This is a genomic window from Streptococcus sp. SG2 (assembly GCF_030439925.1).
Taxonomy (GTDB): domain Bacteria; phylum Bacillota; class Bacilli; order Lactobacillales; family Streptococcaceae; genus Streptococcus; species Streptococcus gordonii.
Genome location: NZ_JAQFJD010000004.1, coordinates 180,899 through 202,794 on the forward strand (window position 1 = coordinate 180,899; position 21,896 = coordinate 202,794).

The window sequence follows — 21,896 nt, forward strand, 5'->3', positions numbered from 1 at the left end:
TTGGATATTGAGTGATAGAAATTTTAACTTTTCAAAATCGGTTGAATCAAAATAGACTAAAAAGAGGATTGAAGTCCTCTTTTTGTTTTTTATTTAAACTTAAAGCCTTCATAGACCAGATCTGCTTTAGGATTGGTCTTTTTAAATTCGTTGGCTAGTTTATCCATCATTTTGACAGGGCCGCACATGAAGACGGTGGTTTGGTTGTCCAGAGGATAATTCTTGAAGTCCAAATAGCCGGAGACCTTGCTATCAACCAAATGAAGGTCAAACTGCGGATTCTTTGCTGCGTAATCTTTGAGTAGGTCTAGGTAGACTGCATTTTCAGCTCCAGTGTAAGCATAGTAGAAGCTGACTGGGCGATTCAGATTAGGATTTTCTCGGATATAGGAGATGAAGGGCGTAATGCCAATCCCACCAGCAATCCAGATTTGTTTTTCCTGCCCTTGGTCAAGAATCATGTGACCATAAGCTCGGTCAATAGTGACCTTGGTTCCCTCTTGGATCTTGTCATAAAGTTTCTTAGTGTGATCGCCAGAGTTCTTGATAGTAAAGTAGACGATATTGTCATGGCCGCCAGAGATAGAGAAAGGATGTGGCGCTTTTTCAAATCCTTCTTGGAAAATCTTGACGAAGGCAAACTGACCGTACTGATAGTCTAGCTTTTGACTGAGTTGGATTTTCAACTCCACGGTATCGTGGTTCAGGCGTTTGACCTGAATGATTTTTCCCAGGTGTCGAAAGGCCAAACTTTGATAGAGGAAGATGATATAAAAGCCAGAAGCTAAACCGATGATAGCGTAGAATCCGACTACGAAGCCTAGCAAGGTCGGTGTCAGGAGTCGACCGCCCATCAGCATATAGGCGTGGAAGAGACCAAAGATATAAGCCAGATACACAAAACGGTGAATCCAGCGCCAAGCCTCATACTTGATGTGCTTGCCAAGATAGGCCACCAGAACAATGCTGACAAAGAGATAGATGCCGACATTCCCAAGCTGGGCTGCCAGATGAGAGCCCCAGAGACTGCCACCCATGGCAACATTGTGGAGAGCAAGCAGGACGACGGAAAAGATAGCTGTAAACTTATGATAAGCGTACATCTTTTCGATGCCATGGAACCATTTTTCCAAAAGGGCGTTCCGAGTCGCAAGTAAAAAGGTCAGCGAGAGGGTAGTCAAGGCCAGACCGGGTACGATAAAGTTGGTCATCCCTGCTGAAGCCCAAGCATAGATGGTCAGGATTATGCTGATAGCGATAAGGGCAATTCCTTTGATAGATTTCATAGTTTGTGTCCTTTCTAAAAATATCACTAATTAGTTGTAATGTATTTAGTTACATTTTAACAAAGAAAAAACAAGCTGTCAAGGACAAGCTTGTTTCGTTTTTGGGATGGATAGGTCAAGTCTAATATTAGATAAGATAGAGAGCACTTTTGCGATGTTACTCTTAAACATCTGAGGTGGTGTCTTCCGTTTTGTCAGTATCAGACTGGCCGAAAGGAAGCTGCTTACTCCAGCGTGATAGATTTTCTCGGATATCTTTTCCAATTTCAGAAATGTTAGGTAGACTAATATCGTCCTTCCAGCTTTGGACTCGCATATCTACTAAAAGACTAGTGAGTCGCGTCAGCATTTCTCTTTCCTCATCCGATAATGCGTTGGCGTTTTTAAAAATCTCTAAAACTTTTCTAACGTTTGAAATCTTAGAGAAATCATCGATAGAAGTGATACCGGCATCTAGTACAAGTCCGAAGAACAAATCAAAGAAATCTTTTAATTCTTCGTCAGATGTACTTCTTACCCAATTCTTCAATGTTTTATCCGTCTGAAGACTATCTGGATTTAAGCTGTCTAGGAGGACAAAACTGTCTCCCTCAATCTGCCATGAAAAAGTATCGTGTTGAGCTAGACCTCCTAGGGCAGTGCTTTTGACAATTGCCATCTGTTTAGGAATTTCTAACATCATGCCCACAATAGAACCTTGCGGAATGTAATGCTGAATTTTATTAGCAATTGCCTTATAACCATCGCTTTCAATGATTGCCTTGTTAAGGCCAGGAGCATCATAACTATAGATCTTTTTAATACGCTCCTGCAAGAGAGGATTAACTTGACTAGCAGCATAAGCAGCCAAGTTCCCTCCCTTGGAGTGCCCAGTCAAGATGAAGTCTCCATCAAGCTCTCTGAGAACTTCTTTTAAGTATTTCTTGGCATTTTTTTGGGCTGGAACCCGATCCATATAGGTCATATGGAAGTCTTCTTTCCAACCAATGATAGAGTCATCGGTTCCTCTGTAGGCTAGGACGTAAGTGGCAGGTTTAGACTGAATACAGTATACTAGGGCAGCAAATTGTTTTTCAATCTCCATGTCAATGTCGTTTATAAAACCCATCAATTTAATATTCTTGAAACGTTTAATTTTGGAGGCTTTTTCAAGTAGTTTAAGACGATTGCGGGTATGCATCATAGATTGTTCTTGAGGGTAATTTTCAGCAATGTCCTGTAGTCGCTTGCTTTTATCTAGATCCAGATCGCTTGCGACAAGTCCGTCAAAAGAAAGGTAGGCTAATTCTGTTAGGATGAGCAGGTCAAGTTCATTAAAGGGACGGTCATAGATATTATCATACTGCGTATCATCTAGGTACTTAAAAATATTTTCCATTTGTCTATCTCCTAGGAATCCATATATAGATAGTATATCATAAGCTAGTACGGTTTGCTGGAAGAATACAAAAAAGAACAGAGGACAAAAGCTTAACTTTTGAGCCGTCTGCTCTTTCTTTTATTAGTAGGCCTTACCAATTACTAATGCGTAGATGAAGAAGAAAGCAAAACCAAAGAGGAAAATAAGACCGAGAATAGAGAGTGCTTTCAACCATTTTGCTAGGTTTTTATTTTCACCTGTAACTAGAAGGTAGTTCAGTAGGGCAAAAAATGGGGTAGTTAAGAAGGAAGCAATCATAGCAAATCTTAGCATAGGTGCAACGCTTCCTTGGAAGAAATATATGATGATACCACCGATGATAGAAGTAGCAGTCATCCAAACATTCAGCTCTTTTTGTGAGATTTCTTTTTTCTTGAGAAGAAGGCGAAGAGACTCAGCATTGACGCGAGAGTAGCCATCGATGACTGTGATTACAGTTCCAAATATACAAAGAAAAGCGATAAAGGTAATTAAGAAGCGAGACCAATCCCCAAGGACAGAAGCATACATTCCCACGAATTGTTGGATGTAGGCTGCTCCAGCTGCTTGGACTTCCTGCCCAGTTGGGTATTGGATTAAAGCGCCCATGGCGACGAAGAAAACGGCTAAAATAGCAGTCCCGATGAAACCAACGTTGAAGTCAAAGAGACCATCCTTGATAGAGATGTCAACTGTTTTTCCTTTTTCGGCAGTCCAGAGGGAATTGATAGCGGAGATTTCAATTGGAGCTGGCATCCAACCCATAAGAGATACGATAAATGGTAAAGCAGTCATTTGCCAAGGAGTTTTTTCAACAAAATCTGCCCCATATTCTGGATGCTCAATGATTGCAACGATGACAGCTAGGACTGTAGCGAGAGTCAAAGCAGACATAATCCATTTGGCCAGCCCGTCAAGGAATTTGTAGCCTCCAAAGAGAAGCATAGCCCAAATGATAACGATCAAAATTAGGGACCATTGGGTGATACTTAGGCCTAGAGCATTAGGAAAGGCACTTGCTACGATAGCAGCACACAAAATCCCAACAGCAGCAGTGTTGACTAAGGCAGAGAAAACATTGAGGATAAAGAAAATACCCAAGTAGACCTTTCCTTTTTCAGCGTAGCCTTCTACCAAGTTTTTTCCTGTTTCTAGCGTATATTCAGCACCAAACCGGAAAAATGGATACTTAAAAAGGTTGGCAAGAATGACGAGCAAGAGAAGGGACCAGCCATACATGGCGCCTGCTTGAGCAGATGAAACAATATGAGAGCCACCAACAGCAGCAGAAGCCATAAGAATCCCTGGCCCTAAGGCTTTTATTTTTGACTGCCAGGTAGATGTTTGAGTTTGTTCAATCATAATAATCTCCTTTTCGTACAAAGAATGAATTTTCAGATAATTCCGAATGTTCTGTTATTCTATCAATTTATAAAGAAAATGTCAACAAATTTTCGGAAAATACTTGAAATTTCATGAAAATCATCTGATTTTTGTCCCGTCAAGAGAACTTCTGTGAATTGCTAAAGAATTTGGTATAATAGCTATAAATAATTTTGAGCGAGGCGAAAATGCATAAGATTATGTTAGTAGAGGATGATCCAGTCATCCGTCAAATGATTAAAAAGATGTTGGAACAATGGGGTTATCAAGTTTTTGCGGTTGAAGATTTTATGGAGGTTTTATCTCTTTTTGTTAAGGAGGAACCTCAGCTGGTCTTGATGGATATTGGTCTGCCCCTCTTTAATGGCTATCATTGGTGCCAGGAGATTCGCAAGATTTCAACGGTTCCAATCATGTTTTTATCTTCACGAGATCAGGCTATGGATATCGTCATGGCTATCAATATGGGTGGTGATGACTACGTGACCAAGCCTTTTGATAACAATGTTTTTCTGGCTAAGGTTCAAGGACTGTTGCGCCGCTCTTATGAGTTTGGTACAGATCAAAATCTCCTAGAACACCGAGGCGTGATTTTAAATCTCAAGTCTATGGACTTGATGTATAATGGTCAGGTCATTACGCTGACTAAGAATGAATTCCAGATTTTACGTGTTTTATTTGAGCGAGCAGGCAGTATAGTTGAGCGGGAAGATTTGATGAAAGAGCTATGGAATAGCGATTTCTTTATTGATGATAATACCCTATCTGTCAATGTTGCTAGGCTCCGGAAAAAACTGGAAGAAACAGGTCTTAAGAACTTTATTGAGACGAAAAAAGGGATTGGATACGGTCTGACAAATGGACACACAGAATAAGTTTTTCTTTATCAAATATTATATTTACTCAAGACGCTATTTTTTCTTGCAATTTTTACTGTTTTTTGGCTTGCTTCTATTTTTCAGTTTTATATTTGAAGATAGTCGGGTAGTTCTTCAGTATATTTTTACTCTTTTGCTGGTTTTAGGGATTCTGACTCTTTCTATAGATAGTTTGATAGCCTATAAGAACTATCACAATCAGCTACTTTATGGACAGGGACAGACCCAAACAGCTGTAGAAGCTCTGCTATTTGAAAGGGTTCAAAGAATGGAAGCTGAAAAAAAGAGTCAATCAGTCCTAGAACGAGAGCGCTACAACGACTTGATGGACTACTATACCCTCTGGGCCCACCAGATTAAGACGCCTATTGCGGCAGGATCGTTATTGGTGCAGGACTTGACAGATCCAGATGCCAAGAAGCAACTGGGTCAAGAGTTTTTCAAAATCGAATCTTATGTCAACCTAGTCCTTCAATATCTGCGCTTGGAAAGTTTCCATGACGACCTCGTCTTAAAGAAGGAAAATCTGGAGGATTTAGTCAAAGAGGTGGTCAAAAAATATGCTCTTTTCTTTATCCAGAAAGGTTTGACACTGAACCTGCACGATTTGGATCGAACCATTGTAACAGACAAAAAATGGTTTATGATCATCTTGGAGCAGGTCTTATCTAATAGCCTCAAGTATACCAAGGAAGGCGGAATTGAAATCTTCTGCCAAGATGATGTCCTCTACCTGAAAGATACTGGTTTGGGGATTAAGGACAGTGACATTATGCGTGTCTTTGAAAGAGGTTTTTCAGGCTATAATGGTCGCCTGACTCATCAATCATCTGGATTAGGACTCTATTTATCAAAAAAAATATCCGATCAACTGGGTAATTCCTTGTCCTTAGAATCCCAAGTCGGTCAAGGCACTACAGTAAAAATCGGACTAGCAGAAAAACGCTTGGCGATTGATTGAGTATAATCCCTAATAGAAAGTTCTAACTGAAAGGTAAGTGAAAATGTGAAGTCAATCATTAATTTAGGAATATGGAACAATAAAAAATACCATTTTGATTGGGAAAATAAGATCCTAATGGAGGAGACTTCTACTCCTAGTAACTGGTATTACATCTGGGTCCCCATCACTTTATTCCTTATAGATAAAATTTCTGCTCTGATCACTCAAATTGGTTTATTGGAAAATATGTGGACCAGAGTATTTTTGGTCATTTTCCTGAGTCTACCAGCTTATTTTTCAGCAAAGTTAATAATTGACTATTATCATTCTAGTCTAAAATTAAAAAGATCAGAGTTAGAAGGTGCTCAAAAAGAAGCATTTATTAAGGGATTAAAAAGACGAAAAGTTTTTTTGCAACTTATACTATCTTTTTTCATCATCGCAACTCCAATTTCCGTGGCTTTATTTATTATAGAGAAAGAAGTCAAGGCAGTGATTTTTTGCTTCCTCTGTCTATTAATAATCTTCATGTTCAGATTTGACTATCAATTTAGAAAATGGCCAGCGATCATGCAATTACTTGTGGAAGAAAAGAAGGCTAGTGAGAGAAACGTTTCATAAGAGAAAGAACTGGGGAGTGGTAGTATGAATCAAATAAAAGCAAATGGACTTATCATAACTGAAGAAAATGGGAATTATACAATGTCCTGGATGACAGGGGGACATCAAGAAAGAGAAGTTACTTATCCAGTTAGTAAAGAATTAGTAGACAAGGCTTTGAGATCCGAACAAGATGCTTATGAGGTGGAACTATTCTTAGAAACTGGAGAATGGGTGACTAAGGAAAGTAAGGAAATAGCTATGCAAAGTTATTTTAGATCAACACCTACTCGTATTCTAGTAAATCCGTCGTCAGTGAAACGGCTGTTTTCTAATCAAGAATTTGAAGAATTGTTACATAAAGCCATCTCTTCAGAATTAAATCCAACGGAACTTGACGCTATTGGTACAGTTGAGAATCATTTGGAACTTCTCCTAGCGGACCCAGTTGGCTGGGAGGAGGAGATAGAAGCAGTCCATCTGGAAATTCTGCAAGAAAAACTCAACAACTATATCTACTTCCTCGAAAGCAAACAGTATGTGGAACGATACGGTAATAAGTTTGATAAAAAGGTCATCCATATCACATTCCAGTATTCCCCATCTGATAATGGTCTAGCCTTTCTAGCGGCAGTTCAGAAAGTGTTACAACCTACAGATATGAGCTTGAAGGTAGAATTTCCGGAGTGAGATCAATGCACAGAGGAGACATTTGTCTTCTTTTTTAGTTTATTTTATACTTCATTCTGCCTATAATTTCTTGTGTGGTATAATGGAATACGTGGAGGGATAAAATGGATAAAGAATATCTAGTTTACCAAAACAAAGTATACTCGAATTTTGTGAATTATATAAATGACTATATCCTTCTTTCAAAAGATCCAGCGATGTTGGAAGAAGGTTACGTTCCCTATAGTTTCTATGTATGTGATTCCGGAGAAGGCGTATACGGGAAGCTTGTGCCTTATAGTGAGGTTAGTCAGAGGTATTCGGTTTATGATCGTGTCCTATATAAAGGTCAGGAATTTGCAATGGCTGGTCACAAGCGAGGGGATGATGATTTTACAGCACCTGATTCTTATGTGCGAATATTGGTTTCTGATAAAGAATTTTTAAATGAAAACAATATAGCAGATGGTGCGGAATTGATGGATGATAAGTACGGTCTTATCACGTATGCATCAGGAAAAATCCCTGTCAGCGAAGTAACGATTCTACGTCGTAGAAAGAATTTGCCAGTAGACCGAAGGAGAAAAATATGAAATCAGTTAATTTTACAATAAAAAGCAACCAATCACTAAGAATTGGTGAGATGCTTCAAGCAGAACTTTTTGAATGTTACAGCGTTTCCACTAAGGATGCGGGCTTAAAGCCATCTGCAGACTCTCTTATTTCAGATTTCCATTCTGTTCAGTTTGGGGTCAAAGAGAAGTCTAGTTTAGGGTTCCGTCTATCTTTTGATGGTCAAGCTTATCAGGTATCTGTTCCAGATTTGGCGACAGCTTCTGACTGGACTGGGGCCTTGATGTTCTTGAAAACATTGCTCATTCTCTTAGATGTAAGTGTGTGTGAACATGATGGAGTGGACTATGATAAAGATTCCATTCTAGAATTTCATTTCACAGATATTTTCTTATCAGCTCTTTCAGAATTGACTAAGGAAGTAAAAGTCCATCCTATAGTAGAAGTTATGGGAGTGAAACGTCCCATTTACATCAATGAACTCTACCTAGGACAGATTATCCATGGGCCGGACGAGCAACTCTTAAATAGCTATGACCAGCGTTTGCGCTTTACCCAACAGCTAAATGCTTATTACTCTGAGCAGCAAGTTTTTAAAGTAGAGCAGGATGGTGAGGATATCATCATTCCTGTCAACTATCTAAATAGTGAAGGACGAACAATCTTACCATCTCATCCAGAGTTAGAATCTCAATATTTGCAACAGTATCGAGGAAGTAAGGTTGCAGTCGCACGACTATTTATCATGACAGCCGATGGAGAAAAACTAGCCGAAGTTCCTTATCGACAGTTCTTAGAGTCGTTGACTGAGGGAATCTATATGCTAGATGCCAAGTATGTTCTTGTAGACCCAATTTCTCCTGAAACTCTACAAGATGTCTTGAAATAGGGAGGATTTTAAGAAAATTCCTTATCCTTTTTCGTATGGAAGCAAGGTATAGCCTATTACAGATACTTAGAAAGTAGCAGGAGCCGATCTAGCTTATTAAAAAAGAGAGCGAGGAATACGGTCTGTCAAGTCCAAGGCACACATTCTTTCGAGAAAGCAGAAATTTTCCTCCACATCATAACTTTCACCTAACCTTACAAATTTGTAAGGTTTTTCTTTTGAATTGAAAGGTTATGTTATGGCAGGTGTTCTTTAATTTTTATAAGATAAGACTATAAAAGAAAAAGGAGAAGGAAAATGAAAAAAGGGAATGGCCTCAATGGCTTTCAAATAAAACTAATCATGGCACTTTTAATGGTTTTGGATCACGTTGATAAGATTCCTGGCTTGCTACCAGCTGGATGGGATGGTATTTTTCATGCAGTGACCCGCTGTGTAGGAGTTTGGTTTGCCTTTGCAGCAGTAGAGGGCTTTATTCACACGCGCAACCGCATTACATATAATCTTCGTCTCTTTTTCTGGGCGGGGCTCATGTTCTTTGGAAATGTCATTTTAAATTTTCTTTTACAGTCAAAAGAAATACACAACTCCAATAATATCTTTTTAACACTAGCTTGTGGCGTTTTGAGTTTGGGAATTTTCTTTGGATTTTCTAAAGAGAAACTTGAACTTAATGGGCGTGATAAATGGATCCGTTATGGCTTAGGCGCAGTAGTCTTTCTAGTAGCTGCTTTCTTAACAGAAGGTGGCATGGTTATGATCCCCTTTATGCTTATCACCTATGGGTGCAGAAAGAACAAAGTTTTACGTAATCTACTTTACCTTGCTCTAGCTTTTCTGTTGTTTGTCATGAGTATCGAAGTTTATCCAAGCTTGTCAGAAACCCTTTCGATGATGCTCTATAATTCGGACTGGCTCTTTATCACTGTCTTACCTTTTCTTTATCTCTACAATGGCGAGCGCGGTTATACCAGTAAGTGGAGCAAATATTTCTTCTACATTTTCTATCCGGCCCATCTGTGGTTGATTGCTTTAATAGCCTTTTGGGTAAAATAGGGCTCATTCCATCTTACAAAAGTGTAAGATTCCTTTCTGGATTGTAAGGTTAGGTTATGGAAAGCCGAGTACAAATTCGGTAGAATAAGATTATCAAAAGAAAGAAGTGTTTAGAATGAAATTATTTAAAATAAGTCATAAGAAAGATAGACCTTCCATTCGGCCAAGTCAAAAAGAAATCGAATGGACGAAATTCGGATGCCAAGCCAATCAGGCAGCTCAAGAAATGTACTTAGGATTTTAAAGGAGAAGTTATGAGTTTATTAGATGTACAACACGTAAAAAAGATTTACAAGACCCGTTTTCAGGGCAATCAAGTAGAAGCTCTGAAAGATATTCATTTTACAGTGGATGAGGGCGACTATGTAGCCATCATGGGAGAGTCCGGCTCAGGTAAGTCGACCCTCCTCAATATCTTGGCCATGCTGGACAAGCCCACAGAAGGCCAAGTCTTTCTGAACGGAACAGATACAGCGACCATCAAAAACAGCCAAGCATCCAGCTTCCGTCGAGAAAAACTAGGCTTTGTCTTTCAGGACTTTAACCTGCTGGACACCTTGTCAGTTAAGGACAATATCCTCTTGCCTTTAGTGCTTTCTCGACGTCCCGTCACCGAGATGATGCAAAAGCTAGTCACCACTTGTACTGAATTAGGAATTAACAAGCTGCAAGAGAAGTTTCCTTATGAGATTTCCGGTGGTCAGAAGCAGCGGGTTGCGGTGGCGCGGGCCATCATCACTGAGCCAGAGATTTTATTAGCGGATGAGCCAACAGGTGCACTGGATTCCAAGTCATCGGCTGCGCTTTTAGATGTTTTTGACGATATTAATGACCGAGGTCAGACCATTCTCATGGTGACCCACTCGACATCAGCAGCTAGCAGAGCAAAGCGGGTACTCTTTATCAAGGATGGCATTCTTTATAATCAAATTTTCCGAGGTGATAAGACGGAACGTCAGATGTTCCAGGAGATTTCTGATACCTTAACCGTTATGGCAAGTGAGGTGGGTGACTATGTTCAAACTAACCAGTAAGCTGGCTCTTTCAAATCTTATTAAGAATCGCAGTCTTTATTATCCATTTATCCTATCTACATTTGTGGCAACCGCTATTCTCTATAGTTTTATTTCCTTGACTTATAGTGGTAATATGGAGACGACTTATGGAGGGTCAGCAGCTCGTATGACCCTGCAATTTGGGATTTGGGTTATTCAAATTGCGGTATTGATTCTTGTGACATATGCCAATAGTTTTGTCATGAAAAATCGCTCCAAAGAGCTGGGGATTTATAGTATACTTGGTATGGAAAAAAGGCACCTACTCACTATGACCTTCATAGAGCTGTGTCTTTTATATACTGGGGTTGTCGGACTAGGGATTATCTGTGGAACGCTACTAGATAAGCTCCTTTATGCCCTGCTCTTGAAGTTTATGGGTATGCCTGTTGTGTTGACCTCAACCTTCCAATGGTCTAATATTTGGTTAACTTTAGTCAGTTTAGGCTTAGCTTTTGCTGTCATTCTTTTTCTTAACTCTATGCGCCTTTTGCGTTATAGCTCTCTTAATCTCATGCGAGAAAAGAAAGCAGGAGAAAAGAAAGGGAAATTCTTAGGTTTGCAGACACTTTTGGGCGTCATTCTCATGGGAGTTGCTTATTATATAGCCTTGACAGTTACAAAGCCTGTTGCAGCCATTGCCAATTTCTTTCTTGCGGTCCTCATGGTTGTTGTAGCGACCTATTTGCTCTTTAATGCTGGCTCAATTACACTTTTAAATTTTCTAAGAAAACGTAAAAGTTACTATTACAGGCCTCAGAACTTTATTTCAGTATCTAACTTGATTTCTAGGATGCGTAAAAATGCAGCTGGCCTGGCTACGATTTCCATCCTTTCAACCATGCTTCTGGTGACGCTGGTAGGAACCATTAATATCTATGTTGGTGGCAAAGACTATATTGATACTCTCTATCCAAAAGACTATAATGTCACAGTATCCTTGCCAGATACAGTAGATAGAAATGAACCTCTACTAGAAAAAGTAAAAGAAATTGCTCAAGAATCTGGTCTTAAAAATCCGACTTACTCCGACTATCTTTATCAAACGTCGATGCTTTCTGAGGTGGCGGGGAATGAAGTAACTGTTGGCGACCGTAACTTTATGCAAGCACCTCAATCTTTCAGCAAGGCAGTAGGTAGCTTTATGCTTGTAAGCCGTCGGGACTATGAGAAGATGACAGGAGAAAGGTTAGACTTAGCTGATGGCGAAACATTCATCTATGGTAGAAACTTATCACTAGATAAAAGTCAACCCTTACGTATCAATGGCAAGGACTGGAAAATCAAGCAAATTGCCTCGCAAGATTTTACTCATGGACACTTACCCAACGGGCATATCATGGTTGGGGGTGCTATGTTAAACATGGTTGTCAATGATATAAAAGAAGTCGGTTTGGACGCTTTGCATGAATATTATATTGGTATCTCTAGTAACACGAAGAGCAACCAGGAGTTTTCTGATAAGGTGCAAAAAGCAGTAACAGAAGAGATGGACCGTCTGCAAGTTGGTGGTTATGCAGTAAGCTTTGATAGAGAAGTGGCAGAGCAAAACCAAAAACAGGTGACGGGAACCTTGCTCTTTATAGGTCTGTTTCTCTCAGTCATTTTCTTGTTGGGGGCTGTTCTGGTGATTTACTACAAGCAGATTTCTGAAGGCTATGAAGATCGTGATGGATTTATCATCTTGCAAAAGGTTGGTCTTGATGAGAAGCAAACCAAACGCACCATACATAAGCAAATCGTAACAGTATTCTTCTTGCCACTTATTTTTGCTTTCTGTCATGTAGCTGCTGCTTTTCATATGCTTAGTTTGATCGTAGCGCTCTTAGGTGTGACCAATACGCCCCTATTAATTCAGACAACAATCATAACCTGTAGCATCTTTTTACTAGCTTATATTTTAGTGTTCTTATTAACTTCACGTAGCTATCGAAAGATTGTTACACGCTAGTCTATTATCCCTGACCTTTGGTCGGGGCTTTTTAATGTCTGGATTTTTACCTCTTGTCTCCCTCATTTTACCGCTTGTCCAAAAAGCTGAGATTTTTCAAAAAAGACTTGCTATCATAGTTTCAGAAGTTAAGGACAGGAGAAAATATCATGTTAGTAGAAACAAAAAATCTTAGCAAGATTTATGGCGATAAGGTGGCTGTTAATGGTCTCGATATTCAGATTGAGAGAGGCAGTTTTACAGCTATTCTAGGTCCTAATGGTGCAGGGAAATCAACAACCATTCAGATGCTGATAGGTCTCTTGAAGCCAACGTCCGGGCAGATTTGCTATGCTGAAAAGCTTAGACTGGGTGTGGTTTTCCAAAACAGTGTGTTGGACGCTCGGCTGACAGTTTTAGAAAATCTGACCATCAGAGCTAAGCAGTACAAGGAGATGCCGGCAGGTAGAATCGAACGCTTGGTCTCTCAGCTTGGCTTATCAGCCTTTGTCAAGCAACCGTATGGGACGCTGTCTGGTGGTCAAAAGCGTCGTGTAGACATTGCGCGAGCCTTGCTCAATAGTCCAGACCTGCTTTTCCTAGATGAGCCTACAACAGGGCTGGACATTCAGACTCGGGAGAGTATTTGGAGCCTACTCAAGCAGATTCAGAAAGAAGAGCAGATGACCATTGTCCTGACAACCCACTATCTCAATGAAACTGATGATGCGGATAAGATCTATATCGTAGATCATGGTCAGGTTATTGCCCAAGGCTCTGCAGACCAGATTAAGGGAAACTACGCCCGCAATATCTTACGGATTTTGAGTCAAGATTCAGCAAGTTTAGAGAAAAGTTTGCCAAGAGACTGTGCCTGGGAGCAAGTCAAGGAAGGGGAATTTATCCTCCACCCTAAAACGACTCAAGAAGCTCTGACCTTATTGGCTCAGGCTGGTCCCTATATTGAACAATTTGAATTCCAACCCGGAACCATGGACGATGCTTTTATGGCACTGACAGGAAGAGAGGTACGCTAATATGCTCGCTTTGATTAAACGCAATTTTTTACTTTATTTTCGCAACCGCAGTGGGGTAATTTTGTCTCTCTTTGGAGCCATTATTCCCTTTGTGCTTTATATCGTTTTTTTGAAAAGTAATTCTGGAGGCTATTCCAGCCAGCTGATGGACTTGTGGCTGATTGGTGGTGTGTTGGCAGTTACAGCATTAACAACCACATTGGCAGCTTTCTCACGGCAGGTCGAAGACCGGGAGCGGATGGTAACAGACGATCTTTTTATCACGGACTTAGGACCGTGGGGCTTGCAGCTTAGTTATCTTATCAGCTCTATTATTATCGGCTTTTTGATGCAGGTCATTATGTTTACCTTTATGCTCAGCTATTTTATGCAGGCGGATAAAATTTCCTTTGAATGGGGAAATCTTTCTTACCTGGTGCTTCTGATGATCTTGAACAGCCTCTTGGCCACACTGATAAATGCTCTGATTGTTCAATGCTTCAAATCAGTGGATAGTTTAGGGAAATTGGCGACAGTAGTCGGAGCGACCTCTGGTTTTCTAGTGGGAACCTATATCCCTATTGGAAACTTGCCGAACATGGCACAAAACCTGATGAAGCTTACGCCTTCTAACTACATGGCATCTCTTTTCAGACAGCTTCTCATGAAGGAAAGTCTAGCAGACACTTTTGCCAATAACAGCCAGTCACGAGTAGCTTTTGAAAAAACAATGGGAATTCGCATTGAATGGCAGGAGCTCTTGACAAGGACAGAAACTTTCTATATAGTTGGAATAGTTTTAGTTGCAATAGCGCTTATTTGGATAGTGCAAAATATGATTGTCATCCGCCGGCTGAAACTACAATAGAATGTGAATAGGGAGCTTCCTCTTGCAAGCAAAATTTGAAACAGATCCGACCATTTCTTCCAAGGATCCGCTAGTTGTGGTCAAGGCAGACCAGCTAGCGGCAGAAGCCAAGGCCATCTTAGATTATTTAGAGCAGTACAAGGCAGGGCCAAGTGGCGTCCTGCCTATCAAGTCGGATGATAAACTGGTCATGCTGAAGACTGAAGATATTATCCTAGCAGACATCAACCAGACAACTCTGATGATTTACAGCAGAGAAGGCATCTACCAGACAACAGAGACCTTGACTCGTTTTCAGCAGCGGATTAACAGCTCGAACTTTATCCAGGTTTCCCGGCATGCTGTCATCAATATTGACCATTTGGAGTCTTTGTCTGACAGCTTTTCTGGCAATATGACGGCCAAGCTGACCAATCAAATCAAGACTGAAGTCAGCCGTCGCTATGTCAAGCTCTTGATGGAATATCTGGGAATCTAGGAGGTGAGTGATGAGTATAAAAAAATGTCTACACGCTATATTAATGGGCATCCAGACAGGGAGTGCAGTCTATCTGATTGTCCTTGCTTTCTCTATTCAAAAACATCCGCCCACAACTAGTAATATCATCAGTGTCATAGTGATGAGCGGTTTGATTGGGATCATCAGTTCAATTTTAAAAACTCTTGAAGACCGATTCTCTTTTTTAGTCTCGATTTTACTGCATTTTGTCGCTGTCGCAGTCTTAGCATGCTGTTTCATGGTCTACAATAACTGGGGATTTTTAATTTTCAACTGGCATTTTTGGCTAGATTTTATTCTGATTTATCTCTTTGTATGGCTCTTTCTTTACTTGGATACAAATCTTAAGACCAAGAAGATTAACAGCGCCTTGGCCAAGCGCAGAATGGAAAAAGAAGGCAAGTAATCTACTGAAAAACGTTCTGACAAGCATATCTTAAAAAAAGGAGTTGGATTGTATCTTGCTCCTGTTTTTATATATAAAAAACTCAAGCTGGAAAATCTAGCTTGAGTTTTATGTGACATTACACTCCTAATTTGATATGAGGGAAGTAATTGTAGAGATAGTCAAAGGTTGACTGGAGTTGAACATCTGTCGTTTTGCCAATATTTCGAATAGGCATCTGATATTTCTTATTATTTGACCGAACAGCAATTAGAGTAGAATTTCTGTTAGAAGCAAAGCCACGATGCATGGTAAAAATATGGTGGTAGAGGTGGATAACCTGTTTGAGGTCAACAGTTCTTACACCACGATAATAAGTGATCAGGTGATCTTTATAGATGATGATTTTCAATTCGTCGTCATGGAAGGAGGCTTGTTCTAGTAAGAGATTAAGATTTCCTTGGACTTCTGGATAAATTGAGTAAATTTCATTATAAGCTTGAACATTCTTTCTGCGGTTGAAGAGTCCAGTTCCGACAAAAAAGACAGATAAACCGACTAGGAAAAGGACGTAAAAGATGAATTTGGAATTATCAGAGTCAAACTCAGAAAGAGAGATATAAGAGCTGGTTGCAATTTTGCCTGAGATATCCCCAGATTCATTTCTTAGACTATGCATCAAGCTAGCGTAGTTGGAAATATATGATTGGTCCTTCTTTTGGACACCTGTATTTATGTAAGTACCGACAAGTCGTGCAGGATTTTTCTTTAGCTCTCCTTTATTTGCTTGTTCTACTAGCTTGGCGATCTGCTTATCACCTTTTTTTGCTTGAACGCCAACATATCCATCCTTATATTGAACCAGCCAAACCTCAGTTTTATCATTTACTGGGAAAATAGGTTCTGGAGAGATATCAAAAACTTCAGTATAAACTGTTTCAGAAGAGACTTTAGCTGTGTCTGCTGAGTAGGTAGCTTTTGGATTAGCCTTTTGGTATTGGATAAAGGCCATGGCACCAGCTATCCCAAGAAAAATTAGAGTAATAAATAATAGGCCAATCATTCCCTGATTGCGTTTTTCTTTAAGCATTACTAAACCTCCAATAAAATTCGGTATAATAATTTGATATTCAAAGAATATCTAGACCGTAGTATAGCAAAATACTTGACTTTTGTAAAACAAGTGTTAGAATATGAATGAATATAATATACAATTCATTCACAAAGGAGCTTGGAAATGGATAAAAAAAATGAGCTCCTAGCTGCGGCTAGAGAAGTTTTTGCAGAAAAAGGCTATAAGGCAGCTGGAATTTCTGATATTGCCAAGAGAAGCCAGATGGCTGTCGGTTCCTTTTACAAGTATTATGAGTCTAAGGAAGCTATCTTCTTGGAAGTTTATATAGCTGAAAATAGCCGTATACGCGAGGAAACTATGCGACGTGTGGACTGGCAGGGCGAGCCCGAGGCAATCGTTGAACAACTTTTTGCAGTCACTTTTGAGTTGATTTCGCCCAATAAAATTTTAGCCGAGTGGAACAAGCCAGGCATTTCTCAGATTCTGCACAATTACTATAATCAGGATTCCGGCCGAGCGTCCAATGCCTTTCATCAGTTTCTGATTCAGACTTTCAGCCAGCGCTTGCAGGAAGAGGGTTTTTCGGAGGAAAGAATTTCTGAGATCATGAAGGTTTATGACTTGATATACTACATAGACATGCATGTCACAGAGCAGGAATTTTCAGGCTACTTCGATAGTCTTGAGACTTTAGTGAAATATTTTGTTAAGGGGATTTTTTCCAAATAGAGGAGATTCCTTTTCTCAGAAGATAGCATGAATGAATATATAAAAATATTCATTCACAAATAAAGGAGGTGATGAGCTATCTATGGTGATGCGGAAATGGAAAGGAACATAGTTAGATAAAGTGTATTATTTTTTAGAAAGTTTTGAATGAATATTAAAAATTGTTCATTCAAAAATAGAAAGTGAGGAAAAGAATGAATAAGCAAGGAGGATTTGCCATGAGTGGAATGCTTATTTTAGGTATCTGTCTGGTCGCGATTGGTCTTTTGACCATTGGCTATGGCGGTGTGACAGTTGGTTTTAGTTTAAGTATAGATTTTCAGTCATTTTTAGTCGGAGGTCTCATCCTTGTCCTAATCGGAGCAGCTTTGATTCCGGGATTGCCAGTAGTTGCGAAGCTGACAGCGCTAGCTTTGGCAACGCTATCATTGCTGATTTACATTCACATGATGCCAGATTTGGAGTTTATGCTTATGCTCATCTCGGATGTTGTAGTTTTAGGCTTTGCGGCTTGGTTTGCTATCCTTTTTTTAAGAAAGTAGGTGATGAAGATGATTGTAGTTTATGATTCAAATACTGGTATTGGAAAACTATTTGCAGAATCACTGGGCTATCCGACCCAGACCATCAAGGAGAAACTGGAAGAGCCCTGTATTCTCATTACTCGAAATGCAGGTGCCGGGAAAATTCCTTGGTCTACCAAACGCTTTATCAAGAAACATCCTGGGTTGATTAAAGGTTTTGTTAACAATGGTGACTCTGTTAAACACGGACGGACCTTCTGCGGAGCTACTGCCCTGATTATCGAAAAATATGGGCTCCAGCATATCTGTGATATTGACCAAGGCGGTAGTCCAGAAGATGTCAAGACTGTGCAGGCATTTTTGGCGGAGTGCTAGTCTCAACAAGTTTCGCATAAAGGGAGAACTCCTATGTCTAGGTTCAAGAAAATTGGGATCTTGTTTCTGACTCTGATTTCAGTTCTTATCCTAAGGACTCGCGGGCTTTCACAGAATGAACTCGACATTTGAGATAAGACGGAAAAAATACTTTCAAATAAGAAGCATCAGATAAGAACCAGCTTAGTGCAATTTCAAGGCTGGTAGAAAGCTGACCAATTGGACCCAAAGTGCTGAAAGCAGAAAAATTCAGACTCTTTTGTATAATATTCCTTTGTTTTTCTGCAACTTGTTAAGAGATTTCTTCCGGTTGCTAACGCTGGGTAGCCACTTGCTGAAAATCTCTTGTTTATGTCTCAGAATGCTCTATAATAATTGTCAAATAGAAAAAGGAGACAAGAAACATGATGGAAACAAAGATACAAGAGAAACTGAAGTCAGACTTGAAAGTAGATGAACTTAAAAAAGATGGGGACATCTACCTGGCTCTGAATCCGGACTATATCTCTGGCGACAATGCTAAGTATATGACTATGTATAATCGCTTTGCTCGCTGGTATGATTTGAGTGAAAAATGGCTGGGTGGCTTTCTCTATGGAAAGGCAGTCGATAAGCTGAGAAGGGAGCTAATGGCAGAAATAGAATGGAAGGACCATCTGTCAGTTCTTTATGTTTCTATTGGAACAGGCCATGATCTATGCTATATTCCTAAGGATGTTGATCTGAAAAGCTTAGACTTTTTTGGAGCGGATATTTCTATAGGCATGTTGAAGAAATGCCAAAAATCTTGCTCCAAGAAGACCAACCTGCAACTCTTTCAGGCCTGTGCGGAGGATCTGCCCTTTGCGGATAATAGTTTTGATATCGTCTATCATATCGGTGGAATCAATTTCTTTAGCGATAAGGCCAAAGCCATGCAGGAGATGCTCCGGGTGGCGAAACCAGGGACTAAGATTATGATTTCTGATGAGACGGCAGACTATGTAGAACAACAGTATAAAAAGAACCATTTCAGCAAGGACTATTTTAAGGATGCTACTGTTGATCTTGGAGAAATTGAAGCAGCAGTTCCAGCGGGCGTCAAAGAGAAAGAGTTGAAATTCCTCTGGGATGGTAAATTCTACGCCTTGACTTTTAGGAAATAAATCAGAAGAACCGGACTTTGTTTCCGGTTTTTTGTGGTATGTCAGACACAAAAAAGTAAGAAAAGATTGGATTTGGTAGCGCCGGATTTAATTTGAAAGTTAATGTAATTATTTGTTCAATGCTAGCAAGTTAATGAAATTAGAATAAATATTTAAAAAAAGGCTTATAACATATGGTCTTTTTATTGATAGTATGGTAGAATGAAGGCGTAATGTATCTATAAAAAATGTTTACTTTTTTGTAAAGGTAAACACTGATAAGATGGGGAAATCAGTTAGTATACAATTACATTGTACATTCAAAACTGAATATTATGAGAAAGGAAGATTGCATGAACAAAAGAATTAGAACTTGGCTTCACGTCATTATTCTTTGTTTAGGAGTGGTTTTGCCATCATTAACTCCTCTTGCCCAAGTGCAGGCGGCCGAATTTAATGATGTCATTACTGAGATGAGTCTCAAAAATTCTTCTGGAGGAGACTTAACACAAGGGATTGATATTTGGCAAGATTTCCGCGTTTACGCAAAATTTGTATTGCCTGATAACCAAGTACATCAAGGAGATACGACGACAATCACCTTGCCACCAGAGTATGCTTTTGCGAACTCTTCAGCTATTGAGCTTAAGGACGAGTCAGGTAATCTTGTTGCAAATGGATTTTTGGATTCTGCAAACAAAACGATTACCTTAACATATACAAATTATGTTGAGCAAAAATCTGGTGTCCGTGGAGAATTTTTCTTCTATGCTCGGGTTGACCATGATGTAGTGAGTCAAGAAGGTGACTTGAATGCTGGATTTACAATAGGAACACGGACATTAGTTCCAGGAACTGTTCATTATAATGGACCTCCTAAACAGTATGACTCTAAGATTGAAAAGAGTTCCTTCCAGTATAAGGATGACGAGAAAAATGTCATTCGTTACAATATTACTGTAAACCGCAATATGGCCAACTATAGTGATATAACCATCAAGGATGCGTTCTCGTCTCCAAATTTCACCTTCTTACCAGATACTTTTCGTATTTATAAAGTAGATTGGCGTTGGAATAACGGAGATTGGAAATGGTCTAATGCTCAGGATATGACAGAAACATTTAAGAAACAAATGACTGTAAATCCGGGCGGAGATGGATTTACTTTACCTCTAGGAGATACTAATGGCTTTGGTTATATGATTGAATATAGGGCTAAAGCAAATTATGATTTAGTTGATGGCGAAAAAATTACGAACGTAGCCAAGATGAATTATAATGGTGGCTTGACTGAACAATCAACTAGCACTCGTACCTATCAGATTGCTGGTGGTGTAGCCGAAGGATATGTATTCTCTATTAAGATCCATAAGGTAAATGAGGCGGGTGAAAATCTTCAAGGCGCTGAATTTGAAGTGGTTCGTGACAGTACTGGGGCAGTAGTTGGCAAGTTGACAACAGATGCTGATGGTAATGCGAGCGTAGGAGAGTTGTTGAGAGACAACTATACTATCCGAGAAGTGCAAGCACCAGAAGGATATGACAAATCAACTGAGGAAATCAAGATTGGTTCACAAGATTTCGGAACTGATAAATCGGTATCTCGTGATATTGTCAACAAGAAGACACCAACCGAAAAGGATATCACCTTTAAGAAGGTGGATCCAAATGGAAAAGAAATTCCAGGTGCGGAACTGAAAATCTATAGTGGAGATACAGTCAATCTTGAAGAGGCACCTGTTGCAGACTGGACTACTGTAGCTGACACTTCTAAAGTGATTAAGCTGGCACCAGGCACCTACACTCTAAGAGAGTTCGATGCTCCAGAGGGATATCAAATTGTAGGAGATATTACTTTTACAGTTAATGCTGACGGTTCTATCATTATTAAGAATAAGGGAGCTGATGACACTGTTCTTGCAGCTGGTCCAGTTCTGACTATTACTGATAAAGAGGATACTAGTCCAAAAGCCATTACTTTCAGTAAAGTTAACCTTGGTGGTACAGAAATCGCAGGAGCTCAGATCAAGATCTACAAGGGCGACAAGGCAGAAGGCACAGCCGTAGAAAGCTGGACTTCAGAAGCTGGTAAGTCTAAAGAATTGAACTTGGCACCGGGCACTTACACCTTCCATGAGGAAGCATCTCCAACTGGTTACCTCAAAGTAACGGATATCACTTTCCAAGTCAAAACAGACGGCACAGTGGAAGTGACCAATGTTGGTGAGAAAGACTCTAAGGGTGAAGACAACCGTGTTGTAGCGAATGGTGCAACTCTAACTGTAACCGATAAAGACGATGACAGTCCCAAAGCGATTACTTTCAGTAAAGTTAACCTTGGTGGCACTGAAATCGCAGGAGCTCAGATCAAGATCTACAAGGGCGACAAGGCAGAAGGCACAGCCGTAGAAAGCTGGACTTCAGAAGCTGGTAAGTCTAAAGAATTGAACTTGGCACCGGGTACGTACACCTTCCATGAGGAAGCATCTCCAACTGGTTACCTCAAAGTAACCGATATCACTTTCCAAGTCAAAACAGACGGCACAGTGGAAGTGACCAATGTTGGTGAGAAAGACTCTAAGGGTGAAGACAACCGTGTTGTAGCGAATGGTGCAACTCTAACTGTAACCGATAAAGACG

At 39.9% G+C, this 21,896-nt stretch carries 23 protein-coding genes; 19 read left to right on the forward strand and 4 right to left on the reverse strand.

The window, feature by feature from the left end; genetic code table 11:
• Positions 1–89: 89 nt before the first annotated feature.
• The 3 genes from PCY09_RS09160 to PCY09_RS09170 all read right to left on the reverse strand — a co-directional run bounded on the left by PCY09_RS09160 (position 90) and on the right by PCY09_RS09170 (position 4,047).
• Positions 90–1,286 (reverse strand): ferric reductase-like transmembrane domain-containing protein, encoded by a 1,197-nt coding sequence (locus tag PCY09_RS09160; RefSeq protein WP_125397222.1) that lies wholly within the window; start codon positions 1,284–1,286, stop codon positions 90–92.
• A 163-nt stretch (positions 1,287–1,449) separates the two neighbouring features.
• Positions 1,450–2,664 (reverse strand): DUF2974 domain-containing protein, encoded by a 1,215-nt coding sequence (locus PCY09_RS09165; protein ID WP_125397221.1) that lies wholly within the window; start codon positions 2,662–2,664, stop codon positions 1,450–1,452.
• Positions 2,665–2,787: 123 nt separating this feature from the next.
• Positions 2,788–4,047, reverse strand: a complete 1,260-nt coding sequence (locus PCY09_RS09170) for an NRAMP family divalent metal transporter (protein ID WP_082307486.1) — start codon at positions 4,045–4,047, stop codon at positions 2,788–2,790.
• Positions 4,048–4,256: 209 nt separating this feature from the next.
• Between PCY09_RS09170 and PCY09_RS09175 the strand changes: the two genes are divergently transcribed.
• The 14 genes from PCY09_RS09175 to PCY09_RS09240 all read left to right on the forward strand — a co-directional run bounded on the left by PCY09_RS09175 (position 4,257) and on the right by PCY09_RS09240 (position 15,450).
• Positions 4,257–4,943 (forward strand): response regulator transcription factor, encoded by a 687-nt coding sequence (locus PCY09_RS09175; RefSeq protein WP_008809440.1) that lies wholly within the window; start codon positions 4,257–4,259, stop codon positions 4,941–4,943.
• The gene (locus PCY09_RS09180; protein ID WP_125370118.1) at positions 4,927–5,907 is read left to right on the forward strand and encodes a sensor histidine kinase; all 981 of its coding nucleotides are present in this window, start codon (positions 4,927–4,929) and stop codon (positions 5,905–5,907) included. The genes PCY09_RS09175 and PCY09_RS09180 overlap by 17 nt, the downstream gene beginning before the upstream one ends.
• 45 nt (positions 5,908–5,952) lie before the next feature.
• A complete protein-coding gene (locus PCY09_RS09185; RefSeq protein WP_096755065.1) occupies positions 5,953–6,510 on the forward strand; it encodes a hypothetical protein in 558 nt (185 codons plus the stop codon).
• Between the two features lie 24 nt (positions 6,511–6,534).
• Positions 6,535–7,179 carry a DUF6572 domain-containing protein gene (locus PCY09_RS09190; protein WP_125397220.1) on the forward strand — a complete coding sequence of 215 codons (645 nt, stop codon included), beginning with the start codon at positions 6,535–6,537 and terminating at the stop codon, positions 7,177–7,179.
• Positions 7,180–7,283: 104 nt separating this feature from the next.
• Positions 7,284–7,751: a hypothetical protein gene (locus PCY09_RS09195; RefSeq protein ID WP_061602131.1), complete on the forward strand. Its 468-nt coding sequence runs from the start codon at positions 7,284–7,286 to the stop codon at positions 7,749–7,751.
• Positions 7,748–8,620 (forward strand): DUF4299 family protein, encoded by an 873-nt coding sequence (locus PCY09_RS09200; RefSeq protein ID WP_061602130.1) that lies wholly within the window; start codon positions 7,748–7,750, stop codon positions 8,618–8,620. The genes PCY09_RS09195 and PCY09_RS09200 overlap by 4 nt, the downstream gene beginning before the upstream one ends.
• A gap of 297 nt (positions 8,621–8,917) precedes the next feature.
• Positions 8,918–9,676 carry a TraX family protein gene (locus tag PCY09_RS09205; RefSeq protein WP_061595960.1) on the forward strand — a complete coding sequence of 253 codons (759 nt, stop codon included), beginning with the start codon at positions 8,918–8,920 and terminating at the stop codon, positions 9,674–9,676.
• Positions 9,677–9,791: 115 nt separating this feature from the next.
• Complete coding sequence (locus PCY09_RS09210) at positions 9,792–9,920, forward strand: hypothetical protein (RefSeq protein WP_260469972.1); 129 nt, start codon at positions 9,792–9,794, stop codon at positions 9,918–9,920.
• 10 nt (positions 9,921–9,930) lie between these two features.
• Positions 9,931–10,710, forward strand: a complete 780-nt coding sequence (locus PCY09_RS09215; protein WP_020992587.1) for an ABC transporter ATP-binding protein — start codon at positions 9,931–9,933, stop codon at positions 10,708–10,710.
• Positions 10,691–12,682: an FtsX-like permease family protein gene (locus tag PCY09_RS09220; RefSeq protein ID WP_125397219.1), complete on the forward strand. Its 1,992-nt coding sequence runs from the start codon at positions 10,691–10,693 to the stop codon at positions 12,680–12,682. The genes PCY09_RS09215 and PCY09_RS09220 overlap by 20 nt, the downstream gene beginning before the upstream one ends.
• Before the next feature lie 149 nt (positions 12,683–12,831).
• Positions 12,832–13,698 (forward strand): ABC transporter ATP-binding protein, encoded by an 867-nt coding sequence (locus PCY09_RS09225; protein ID WP_125397218.1) that lies wholly within the window; start codon positions 12,832–12,834, stop codon positions 13,696–13,698.
• Between the two features lies 1 nt (position 13,699).
• Positions 13,700–14,545 carry an ABC transporter permease gene (locus PCY09_RS09230; protein ID WP_061596169.1) on the forward strand — a complete coding sequence of 282 codons (846 nt, stop codon included), beginning with the start codon at positions 13,700–13,702 and terminating at the stop codon, positions 14,543–14,545.
• Between the two features lie 22 nt (positions 14,546–14,567).
• Positions 14,568–15,023, forward strand: coding sequence for a LytTR family DNA-binding domain-containing protein (locus tag PCY09_RS09235; RefSeq protein ID WP_061602351.1), 456 nt, complete (start codon positions 14,568–14,570; stop codon positions 15,021–15,023).
• 10 nt (positions 15,024–15,033) lie between these two features.
• The gene (locus tag PCY09_RS09240; protein WP_061602350.1) at positions 15,034–15,450 is read left to right on the forward strand and encodes a DUF3021 domain-containing protein; all 417 of its coding nucleotides are present in this window, start codon (positions 15,034–15,036) and stop codon (positions 15,448–15,450) included.
• Positions 15,451–15,568: 118 nt separating this feature from the next.
• On the opposite strand, the gene PCY09_RS09245 is transcribed toward PCY09_RS09240, so the two are convergent.
• Positions 15,569–16,519: a hypothetical protein gene (locus PCY09_RS09245; protein ID WP_301556711.1), complete on the reverse strand. Its 951-nt coding sequence runs from the start codon at positions 16,517–16,519 to the stop codon at positions 15,569–15,571.
• 147 nt (positions 16,520–16,666) lie between these two features.
• Between PCY09_RS09245 and PCY09_RS09250 the strand changes: the two genes are divergently transcribed.
• The 5 genes from PCY09_RS09250 to PCY09_RS09270 form a co-directional block, all read left to right on the forward strand.
• Positions 16,667–17,233: a TetR/AcrR family transcriptional regulator gene (locus PCY09_RS09250; RefSeq protein ID WP_125397216.1), complete on the forward strand. Its 567-nt coding sequence runs from the start codon at positions 16,667–16,669 to the stop codon at positions 17,231–17,233.
• A 194-nt stretch (positions 17,234–17,427) separates the two neighbouring features.
• Entirely contained in the window at positions 17,428–17,775 is a 348-nt protein-coding gene (locus PCY09_RS09255) for a hypothetical protein (protein WP_125397215.1), read from the forward strand.
• Positions 17,776–18,132 carry a class Ib ribonucleoside-diphosphate reductase assembly flavoprotein NrdI gene (locus PCY09_RS09260; protein ID WP_185760627.1) on the forward strand — a complete coding sequence of 119 codons (357 nt, stop codon included), beginning with the start codon at positions 17,776–17,778 and terminating at the stop codon, positions 18,130–18,132.
• Positions 18,133–18,536: 404 nt separating this feature from the next.
• Positions 18,537–19,277 carry a class I SAM-dependent methyltransferase gene (locus PCY09_RS09265; RefSeq protein WP_125397213.1) on the forward strand — a complete coding sequence of 247 codons (741 nt, stop codon included), beginning with the start codon at positions 18,537–18,539 and terminating at the stop codon, positions 19,275–19,277.
• 332 nt (positions 19,278–19,609) lie between these two features.
• Positions 19,610–21,896: SpaA isopeptide-forming pilin-related protein (locus PCY09_RS09270; RefSeq protein ID WP_301556712.1), on the forward strand; the 2,287-nt coding region annotated here is incomplete at its 3' end.